The 10,167-nt window shown below is 67.9% G+C and carries 6 protein-coding genes and 1 pseudogene; 3 read left to right on the top strand and 4 right to left on the bottom strand.

Annotated features, from left to right (window positions below; all coding sequences use genetic code 11):
- The 3 genes and pseudogenes from QM621_RS05050 to QM621_RS05040 all read right to left on the bottom strand — a co-directional run.
- Positions 1-2,189: pseudogene (locus QM621_RS05050) on the bottom strand (hypothetical protein); the annotation flags it as partial.
- A gap of 108 nt (positions 2,190-2,297) precedes the next feature.
- Positions 2,298-3,077 (bottom strand): enoyl-CoA hydratase/isomerase family protein, encoded by a 780-nt coding sequence (locus QM621_RS05045; RefSeq protein WP_414989269.1) that lies wholly within the window; start codon positions 3,075-3,077, stop codon positions 2,298-2,300.
- Positions 3,078-3,164: 87 nt separating this feature from the next.
- Positions 3,165-3,659, bottom strand: a complete 495-nt coding sequence (locus tag QM621_RS05040; protein WP_414989268.1) for a GNAT family N-acetyltransferase — start codon at positions 3,657-3,659, stop codon at positions 3,165-3,167.
- Positions 3,660-3,709: 50 nt separating this feature from the next.
- On the opposite strand from QM621_RS05040, the gene QM621_RS05035 reads away from it, so the two are divergent.
- Genes QM621_RS05035 through QM621_RS05025 form a run of 3 tightly spaced genes read left to right on the top strand, consistent with a single transcriptional unit; the run spans position 3,710 to position 5,423 of the window.
- A complete protein-coding gene (locus tag QM621_RS05035; protein WP_414989267.1) occupies positions 3,710-4,573 on the top strand; it encodes an NUDIX domain-containing protein in 864 nt (287 codons plus the stop codon).
- A gap of 44 nt (positions 4,574-4,617) precedes the next feature.
- Positions 4,618-4,938, top strand: a complete 321-nt coding sequence (locus QM621_RS05030) for a nucleotidyltransferase family protein (protein WP_414989266.1) — start codon at positions 4,618-4,620, stop codon at positions 4,936-4,938.
- A complete protein-coding gene (locus tag QM621_RS05025; protein WP_414989265.1) occupies positions 4,935-5,423 on the top strand; it encodes a DUF86 domain-containing protein in 489 nt (162 codons plus the stop codon). Before QM621_RS05030 ends, QM621_RS05025 begins: the two co-directional genes overlap by 4 nt.
- Here QM621_RS05025 and QM621_RS05020 read toward each other — a convergent pair.
- Complete coding sequence (locus QM621_RS05020; protein ID WP_414989264.1) at positions 5,420-10,144, bottom strand: DEAD/DEAH box helicase; 4,725 nt, start codon at positions 10,142-10,144, stop codon at positions 5,420-5,422. The two genes, QM621_RS05025 and QM621_RS05020, sit on opposite strands and share 4 nt — an antisense overlap.
- Positions 10,145-10,167: the final 23 nt, after the last annotated feature.

Genomic DNA, 10,167 nt, shown 5'->3' with positions numbered 1-10,167 from the left:
TCGGCGCGCGCCTCGGCGGCCACCCGCGCGGCCTCCGCGGCCTCCGCGGCGACCCTCTCGGCCTCGGCCTGGGCCAGCCGCACCTGCTCCTCGGCGATCCGCTCAGCCTCGACCAGCTTGGCCTCGGCCTCCTTGCGCTGCGCCTCGGCCTGCTCGGCGACCGTGCGCGCCTGCGCCTCGGCCTCGGTGACCAGGCGATGCGCGTCGTCACGCTCGCGAGCCAACTCCTCGGCCGCCGCGGCATGTCGCTCGGCGGCCTCCGAGGCGAGTCGCTCGGCCTCGACCTTGGCCGCCACCAGCTTCTCCTCGGCGGTGCGCTCGGCGTCGGCCAGCTTCACCGCGATGGCGACCCGCTCGGAGGCGACCTCCTGGGCGTACTTCTCGGCCTCGGCCTTGGCCGCGGCGACGTGCTGTGCCGCGCTCTGCTCGGCCTCGGCGACGATCCGCTCGGCCTCGGCCTTGACCTCGGCGAGTCGCTGATTGGCCTCCTCGCGCTCCTTCTCCAGCTGAGCGTGCGCAGCCTCGCGCTCCTTGGCGGCCAGCAGCGCCACTTCCTGCGCCTTGGCCTGGGCGGCCTGGATACGACGTTCGGCGTCGGCCTCGGCAGCGGCCAACCGCTCGGCGGCGGCCTTCTCGGCGGCGTCCTCAGCCTCGGCGATGCGCTGCTCGGCGTTGCGCGTGGCCTCCGCCTCGGCCTCCGCGACGAGGCGCTTGGCCTCGGCCTCGGCAGCGGCGATACGGGCGGCCGCCTCGCGCTCGGCGTCGGCCTTGGCCTGGGCGACGCGCTCGTCGGACTCCTTCTGCAGCTGCTCGATCCGCGCCTGCGCGGCAGACCGCTCGCTCTGGATATCGCGGTTGACCCGCTCAGCTTCCAGACGCGCGGCCTCGACCCGCTCCTCGGCGGCCTTCTCGGCCTCCTTGAGCTTCTTCTGGGCGAGCTCGCGCTGCTTGGCCTCGTCGGCCTCCAGGCGCTTGGCCAGCTCGGCGCGCTCGCGGGCGGCCTCGTCGACCAGTCGGGCGGCCTCGGCCCGTGCGTTCGCGACCCGCTCCTGCGCGGCGGCGCTCGCCGCGGCCAGCTTCTCGGCGAAGGAGGTGCTGAGCGCGGTGGTCCTGGTCTCCAGCGTGAAGGGCTCGGGCGCCGGCTCAGGGGCGACCGGCTCCGGAACGGCCACGACGGGCTCGGGCTCGACGACAGGCTCCGGCTCGGGCTCGACGACAGGCTCCGGCTCGGGCTCGACGACAGGCTCCGGCTCAGGAGCGACGGGCTCGGGCTCCACCACGACGGGTTCCGGCTCAGGTGCGACGGGCTCGGGCTCCGGCTCGACAGGTTCCGATTCCGGCGCGACCCGCGCGGGTTCGGGCGTCCACGACCAGGAGGACGCGACCGGGTCGGGCGACCAGGCGGGCGTCTTCGTCTCGGGCTCCAGCGACGTGCGCTCGACGTGGCGCGGGGCCTCCGAGGAGTAGCCGTAGGAGAGCGGATCGTCGAAGGACGTCCTCGGCTCCTCCGTCGGCACAGGCTCGGCGCGCGGCGACCAGCGGTCCTCGGAGCGGAGCGGCTCCGGCTCGACCGGGGTGTCGCTCGTGAGCTCGCCCGCGGTGGCGGCGTTCCACAACCGGCTGAACGGCGACTCGCGCGGCGAGTCCAGCAGGCTGTCGCCCGGCAACTCGGGAATCGACTCGACCTCCGGCTGCGCGGCGGTGACCGGCTCAGAGGGAGACAGGTGGTCGGGCTCCTGACCGCGCCGCAGCTCTGCGGCGATGTCGTCGCGCGAGATCTCCGCCGTCGGCGTCGGATCGGGAATCACGATCGGGTCGCGGCGCTGCTGTGCGGCCTCCTGGCGCTGCGCGGCGGCCTGACGGGCGGCCTCGAGCTTCTGCGCCAAGGTGAGGCCCTCGGTCGCCGGGGCGGCCGGGGTGGTCTCGGCGACGGCGGGCGTCTCGACGACCGGCGTCTCGCGCTCGGTCCGCTCCTCCCGCTCGGACTCGTCGGAGCCCTTGCGTCCGGAACGCTCCTCGCGACGTCGCTGCGCGGCCTTCAGGCGCGCGGCCTTCGCGGCCGCGCGGCGCTCCCGCGGCGTCAGCGGACGTCCGGTGGGGATGCCGTCCTCGCCGTCCTCGATCATCTCAGCGGCGATCCGGTCAGCTGGAGCGCGGCCCGTGGCCGACTTGTCCTGTGAGTCGCTCATGACTCCCTTTCCTCGCGCGAGCGTGTGCCTTCACGTCCGCTGTCAGTATGCCTCACACGGTGGCCTTGTCCACTGTTTCACGGCTGAGCCGTGGACAAGAAAATCCGGTCAGCTCCCGGTGAAGGTGGCCTTGCCGGGCCCATTCTCCACGAACGAGCTCATCCCGGCGGTCCGGTCGTCGGTGGCGAACAGCCCGGTGAACTCGGTCCGCTCGATGTCCAAGCCGGTCTGCAGGTCGACCTCCAGGCCCCGGTCGACGGCCGACTTGGCGGCGCGCAGAGCGAGCGCCGGACCGCCGACGAACTGGCTCGCCCAGCCGACGGCGGCCGGGTAGACCTCCTCGGCGGGCAGCACCCGGTCGACCAGGCCGATCCGCAGCGCCTCGGCGGCGTCGATCATGCGTCCGGTGTAGATGAGGTCCTTGGCGACGGCCGGGCCGACGAGCCGGGCCAGACGCTGGGTGCCGCCGGCGCCGGGGATGATGCCCAGCGCGATCTCGGGCTGGCCGAGCTTGGCGTCGGCGGCGGCGAAGCGCAGATCGGTCGCCAGCGCGACCTCGCAGCCGCCGCCGAGGGCGAAGCCGGTGATCGCCGAGACGGTCGGCTTGCCGACGGCCGCCAGCGCCCGCGTGAAGTCCTGGAGCAGGCGTCCGTGGCGCACCATGTCCTGGTACGACATCTCGGCCATCTCCTTGACGTCGGCGCCGGCGGCGAAGACCCGCTCGCCGCCGTAGACGACCACCGCCGCGACGTCGTCGCGCGCGTCGGCCTCCCGCGCGGCGTCGATGATCTCGGTCTGCATCGCCGCGTTCAGGGCGTTCATCTTCGGACGGTCCAGGCGGATCGTCGCGACGCCGCCGTCGACCTCCAGACGGACGAGTTCTCCCACGAAGGACTCCTTACCCGCCGGGGCCTCCCGACGTCATCGCTGTGTGGCGGCCCTCACGGCCCGCCCCCGAGCATAGGGGAACGGCCGTCAGCTCGCCGAGGCCGCCGCGAGCCGGCTGATCGCGTCGGCCTCCAGCCGGTAGCCGACCCATTCGTCCTGCGGCACGGCGCCCAGCGCCTCGTAGAAATCGATCGACGGGGTGTTCCAGCGCAGCACCGACCAGTCCATACGGGCGTAGCCCCGCTCGACGCAGACCCTGGCCAACGCGGCGAGAAGCGCCCTGCCCGCGCCGGTCCCCCGCGCCTCGGGCCGCACGAACAGGTCCTCCAGGTAGAGGCCGTGCACGCCCTCCCACGTCGAGAAGTTGAGGAACCACAGCGCCGTGCCGACGACCGCGCCGTCCAGCTCGGCCACCTGCCCGAAGACCGCGGGCCGGTCGGCGAAGAGCGCGCGCCCCAGGTCGGCGGTAGTGAGATGGCAGCTCTGCGGCTCCCGCTCGTAGGCAGCGAGCTCGTGGACCAGCTCGACCACCACCTCCAGATCGCGCCGTTCCACCGGGCGGACCGTCACCTGCCGTGTCATACCGTGATCGTTTCACGGACGGCGGCCCGCGACCGCGTACGGTGGAGGCCATGGACGTGCGCGAGTTCGGCGACGACACCGTGACGGTACGCCCGGAGCGGTCCCAGTCCGGCTTCGAGGGCTACAGCGTGTGGGCCGACGACCAGCGGATCGGCTCGGTGGCGCTGCGCGACGAGGGCCGCTCGACGTGGTCGGCGCGCTGGAACCTCGGCGCCGGCCCCGACTCCTTCGGGCACGCGGTGCGCACCGCCGGCCTCGTCGTCGAGCACGTCCTCGGCGCGCTCGGGGCGAGCCGGGTCGAGGCCCGCATCCCCGTCGAGCGCACCGGCGACATCCGCGCCGCGTCGATCTGCGGCCTGCGCAAAGAGGGCGTCGTCCGCGGCTCCGGCCGCGAGCCCGACCGCGTGCTGATGGCGCGGCTCGCCGAGGACCCCCCGGTGCGCTCGCGCGACGGCTTCATCGCGATCCTCAACGCCGGCCTGCCGACGAAGCGCGTCATCTCCCAAGGGCTCTGGCGCGACGCCGAGGGCCGGGTGCTGCTGTGCGAGCTGACCTACAAGAAAGAATGGGACCTGCCCGGCGGCGTGATCGAGGTGGGCGAGTCGCCCGCCGTCGGGCTGCGCCGCGAGCTGGCCGAGGAGTTGGGGATCGAGGTCGAGGTCGGCGACCTCGTGACGGTCAACTGGCTGCCCGCCTGGCGCGGCTGGGACGACGCATGCGTGTTCGTCTTCGACCTCGGCCGAACCCCGGTCCCCGACCGCGAGGCGCTGACCCTGCAGGCCGCCGAGATCGCCGACGTCCACTGGTGCGACCCCGCGACCGTCCGCGAGCGCGCCACCGCCGCCACGATCGAGCTGCTGGAGGCCCTCGACGCCGGCGTCCCCGCCTACCGCGAGTCCCCGCAGGCCGACTGACCGTTTCCCTGGGCTTCGTCGGAACGTCGTCCTATGCTGAGGTTATGAGCAGCCAGGCGGTCCAGACACGCGAGCGGGTCCACCCCGCCCACGCGCTAGCCCACCACCGCGAGGCCGTCAAAGAGTTGGTGCGCCAGCATCAGGGCACGGATGTCTGGGTATTCGGTTCCGTGGCCCGTGGCGAGGCGACCCACGACAGCGACATCGACCTACTCGTTGACTTCACCGATGACGTCACGCTCCACGATGAGGCAGTCCTCCATCAAAGACTGGAAGAACTACTCGGAGTCTCCGTCGATCTGATCGGCGTCGAGGATGTTGACGAACATGGTGGATCAATCGCCCGTGACGCGAAGTGGCTATGAGCCCGAGTCCGGCCGCTCAAACGTTCATCGACGCCTACGACGAACGGACGGCCTACGCCCTTCTCGACTTCGTGGCCCACGCGGAAATGTCCCGCCGATCGATCACCTCCGTCAGTCACGCCGACTATGAGGACAGCCTCGTACTTCAACTCGCCGCAGAGGCCATGGTGTCCCGTCTGGGCGAGACGGTGCGTCGCATGGATCGGCAGTTCAAGGATGACCACCCACATGTCCCCTGGTCAGATATCCAACATGCCCGTAACCGTGTCGTCCACGAGTATCACCATGTCCGCCATCTTGTGCTCTGGAAAGCCCTCACGGGGCATCTGCCCAGCAACGTCGAGTCCGTCCAGGCCATCATTGACGAGCATGAGTTGACCACGATGCCGAGTTATCAACCGCCGCTGCTTCACGCGCAGATCCGGGAGAACCGAAGCGATCCCGAGCGACAATGGCAGCCAGCGGCTGACCCGAGCGACGGCTAACTCGTCGTCTCCAGGATGTCGAGGTCGGGCAGGTGATCGACGATATCGACCGTCTCGACGCTGACCGTCACCACGCGGGCGAGCAGGTCGAGGATGTAGCGAGGGTCGCCGACCTCACGCGACCAGTCGTTGGGATCGTTGACGATGCCGGACTTCTTGTCGGTCTTGACGTGGTAGCGGTCGATGACCCACTCCACGGCCGACCGGCTGCCGAGCTGGTAGCGGTACGCCTGGTCGGGAATGTCCCCGACGGTGATGCGGTCGTTGTAGTGGATGGTCGAGCGATCCTTCTCGCGCCCCTTCCCACCGAAGCGCATCTTCTTGTCGCCGACCGCGTAGAAGTCGTAGGGATCGATCCCCTCCGCCGGCCGCACGTCGAGTCCGCTGAGCCGGTAGGGCTCGACCGACTCGTATCCCAAATGCAGCTCTGAGAGGCACCCCCCCCCCGTCACGAAATCGCGGAATCCACGGACGAACGGGATACGGGGGAGCGACTTCTTCAAATCGGCGGCGTACGTCTGGCGGTATTGCGGCGAGTGCAGCAGCCCGTAGACGTAGAAGAAGATGTCGTCCTTGTCGACTTTCTCGCCCGGATACGCCTGCCGGAACCGCGCCAGCGCCTCGTCGGTGATGTTGTCGATGCGCCGGTAGCTGTCGACCACGTCATCGTCAGCGACGCCGAAGTCGAGCATGCCGGAGTCTTCGACCTGCTCGTAGCGGTAACGCCCCAAGTACCGTCCACTATCAACAACGTGGAGATCTGGGATCGCGTCAATCATCAAGAAGGTGTTCGGACTGTGCGAACCAGCGCTCGGGACAACAATGCCGAAGTTCTGGGTCGCCGCAGTCGGAATGAGTTGAGGGAGCCGGTAGCGACGCTCGTTAAGCGTCGCATCGAAGTATCCCCGCATACGTGAGAAGGGGCGGTAAACAACGATGCCGACTCGGTCTTGTTGGAACGTGAGCTGTTTCCTCGCCTTGAACGCCGCTTCGAGACCGCCGCTCCACGAGATGCGACGCGGGTCCTTCGTCTGGACACCGTTTGCAAGACCGTCTGCGTAGGTCGAGAGGAGCTCCTGGATCGACGCGGCGAGTTGTCCCGTCCCGAAGTTGTAAACCCATGCGTCACGGTTCGACTTCACGCCACCGCTCAGAACGTCAAAGACCTCCTCTGCTCCAAGAAACGCCTCAAAGTCATCGCTGCGCTGGTTAAGCCAGTCGCCGTGCTCGTTCGGCGTGATCGCCACCGACGGCAGGGTCAGCACACTCTCAGCCGCTGCGATGCGGGATAGTTTCTCCTCGCGGCTGAGGTAGTCGCCGATGTCGGTGTAGTGGATGGTGGCAGGGCCGGTCGCCCGAGGTTTCTTCACGAGCACAGTGATCGCCACCGTCGCTCGACTGCCACCGCCGAAGACCTTGCCACCTTCTTTGCGTGACTGCTCGCCAGCCGTCCGTTGGTTGCCACGCAGGTTGTAGACGTGGATCGCCGAGAACTCCTCCGCCAAGCTCTGACGCATACCGTCGGCGGTGTTGGAGTCGAGCCAGCCGCCATTGGTCACAAAGGCGATGACGCCCCGATCCTCGATCCGCAGCGAGGCCCACTTGATCGCCCGGATGTAGGAGTCGTACAGCGAGTTCTTGTTCGTCGCCGACGAGCGTTCGGCGTAGGTGGAGCGAATCTCCTCGTCCAACTTCGGATAGGACTCGTTCGCGTTGTCGTCATTGGCCGAGTCCTGACCCGAGGAGTATGGAGGGTTACCGACGATCACCGTGATCGGCAGACTCTTGAGCCGTTCCAGGCGGGCGTTGTTCTCCTTCATCACGCCCAAGTCGGGACGGTCGTCCGGTTCCCACGATTGGAAGGTGTCGGTAAGCACCAGGCCGGGGAAGGGAGCCTGCGCTCCGGCCAGTTCCAGGTAGGTCTGCTCGATGTTGACGCAGGCGATGTAGTAGGCGAGCAGCAGAATCTCATTGCCGTGCAGCTCGCGGGCGTACTTGCGCGCCAGGTCGTGCGGCTCGATCAGGCTCGACTGCAACAGCCGCACCAGGAACGTCCCGGTGCCGGTGAAGCCGTCGAGCACGTGCACGCCCTCAGCGGTGAGGCCCTGTCCGAACTCCTGGCGCAACACCGCGTCGGCCGAGCGGAGGATGAAGTCCACGATCTCGACCGGTGTGTAGACGATGCCGAGGCGGTCCACCGTCTTCTTGAAGGCGACCGAGAAGAACTTGTCGTACAGCTCGATGAGGATGCGCTGCTTGCCCTCGGCGTTGTCCACCCCGGCGACGCGACGGCGCACCGAGGCGTAGAAGCCTTCCAAGGTCACGTTCTCCGCGTCGAGTCGGTGCTCGCCGAGAACGTCGAGCATGCGTTCCATCGCCTGCGCGACCGGGTTGTGGCGGGCGAAATCGTAACCCCCGAACAACGCGTCGAAGATCGGCTTGGTCACCAGATGCTGAGCGAGCATGTCGACGGCCTCAGCCGGTGTGACGCTCTCGTTCAGGTTGCCGCGCAGTCCGTCGAGGAACACCTCGAACTCGTACGCCGCCACCGAGTCGTCATCATTCAGCAGGCCGTTGATACGCGCCACATGCGCGGCGGCAATGTCGGCGACGTCCCTGGCCCACGTCTCCCAGTAGCGCCGCTCCCCCACCTTCTGCACGACACGCGCGTACATCGCGTCACGGAACTCGTCCGTCGGGAAGGTCCACGCCAACTGGCGATCCGGCTCAGGCTCGCGCGAGGTCGCCACGTCGTCGCCGTCCAACGGACCGGTGACGGGGATGATGTCGAGCCGTTCGGTGGGCTTGTTCTTGTTCAACTCGATCTTGTTGACCATCGCCTGAAAACGGTCGTCGTGGGACCGCAGCGCTTGCAACACCTGCCAGACGACCTTGTAGCGGTCGTTCTTGCGGAGCGCTTCCTCCGGCGCCACACCGGACGGCACCACAACCGGCAAGATGATGTAGCCCAACTCTTTGCCCGGCGACTTACGCATCACCCGCCCGACCGACTGCACCACGTCAACCTGGGAGCCACGCGGCGTCAAGAACATCACCGCGTCGAGCGCCGGGACGTCGACGCCCTCGGACAGGCACTTCGCGTTGGTGAGGATGCGGCAGACGTCGCCGGAGGTCTGCTCTTTGAGCCAGTTCAGATGTCTGTTGCGCTCACGAATGCGCATCGTGCCGTCCACGTGTCGCGCCTCCACACGTAGCGCGGGACGGTCGTCCGGTACGTCCTCGACAGCCCGGTCCGCCATGACAGGGAAAGCCGCAGCGGCGTTCTGAGACGCCTTGATGTTCTGCGCGAAGGCGACGGCCGTGCGCATCGGCACACGGTCGCCTGGCTGCTCGGCACCGAAGTTCTTGGCCAGACCGTTCCAGCAGCCGATGAGCTTGGCGGCCTCATCCAGCTTGATCTCACCCGACTCGGCCATCGCGCGCTGGAAGTTGTCGGCGACATACGCCTCGTCCACCGCGAGCACCAGCACTTTGTAGTCGGTGAGCAGCCCCGCCTCCACTGCGTCGCCGAATCCCAGCCGGTGCAACTCTGGGCCGAACACGTCCTCATCGCCCATGTCGGCCAACACCGCGTCGGCATCGGTCGCTTTCTTGCGGACGTCATCGCCGAACACACGCGGCGTCGCAGTCATATAGAGCCGCTTATCAGCCTTCAGCAGATCGTCGTCATGCACTTTGACGAAGGCCGACTCGTCCTGTCCGGCCAGCGTGACGCCCGTCGTCCGATGCGCCTCGTCGCAGATCACCAGGTCGAAGGGAGCCAAGCCCTGCCGCTGCGCCTCGATCACCACCTCGATGGACTGATAGGTGGCGAACACCACCGTCATCCGTGGGGTCGCGTGGCGGCCTGTGCTCATCTGCGCCAGCAACGTCGCGGCATCCGTGGTGGCGGGCTCCGTGAGGTCGATGACCGACAGGTCCCCATCGTCAGATGTCTGACGTCCGACCCGTACGTCCGAGCACACAGCGAACGGCCTGATGTCCACCTCGGCGTTGGCCATGTACTCGCGCAAACTCTGCGACAACAGCTGGATGCTGGGCACCAGGAACAACACGCTGCCGCCCTCACCCACCATGCCCTCGGCGATCTTCAGCGAGGTGAAGGTCTTTCCCGTCCCGCACGCCATGATGAGTTTGCCCCGGTCGCGGGTCGCCAGCCCATCGCGTACCGCGTCGAGTGCCTGCTGCTGATGTGGCCGTAATGTCTTGGGGCCGGTCGGGACGACGACCTCCGGCGTGGACCAGGAGAACCGCTTCCAATCGATCGGCGCGTCGGCCAGGTACTCGATGCCGATGCGTTGGACTTGTCCTTGCGACTGCTTCTCCAGATTGCCCGTCCAACCCGCCGAGGTGTCCACGACATAACGGCTGACAAAACCGAAGTCCGTGCGGCCTGAGGCAGCGATGAACGAGTCGATGTCGCTCTTGGCGACCTTACGCCCTTCGTCGTAGAACTTGCACTGAATCGCCGCGTACTGATCGCTGTCACGAAGCTTGGCAACCAGATCGACGCCGATGTCGGCGATACCGTCCCGGCCCTCCCACTCCGACCACAACCACACGTCATCGAAACGCGCGGTCCACTCAGGATCAGTGGTGAAATACGCCTTGACCAGTCGTTCGAACTTGTCGCCCTTGTCCCGCTCGTCCAGAGAGGATTCCCGCAAGTCATCCAGGACGTCAAACATCGTCGCGGTCATGCGCGGCATTCTGCCACGCTCGG

Origin of the sequence: Aeromicrobium sp. (assembly GCF_047606445.1) — a bacterium.
GTDB lineage: Bacteria > Actinomycetota > Actinomycetes > Propionibacteriales > Nocardioidaceae > Aeromicrobium.
Note: the sequence above shows the minus strand (reverse complement) of the source record. Positions and strands in the feature narration are given on the sequence as shown.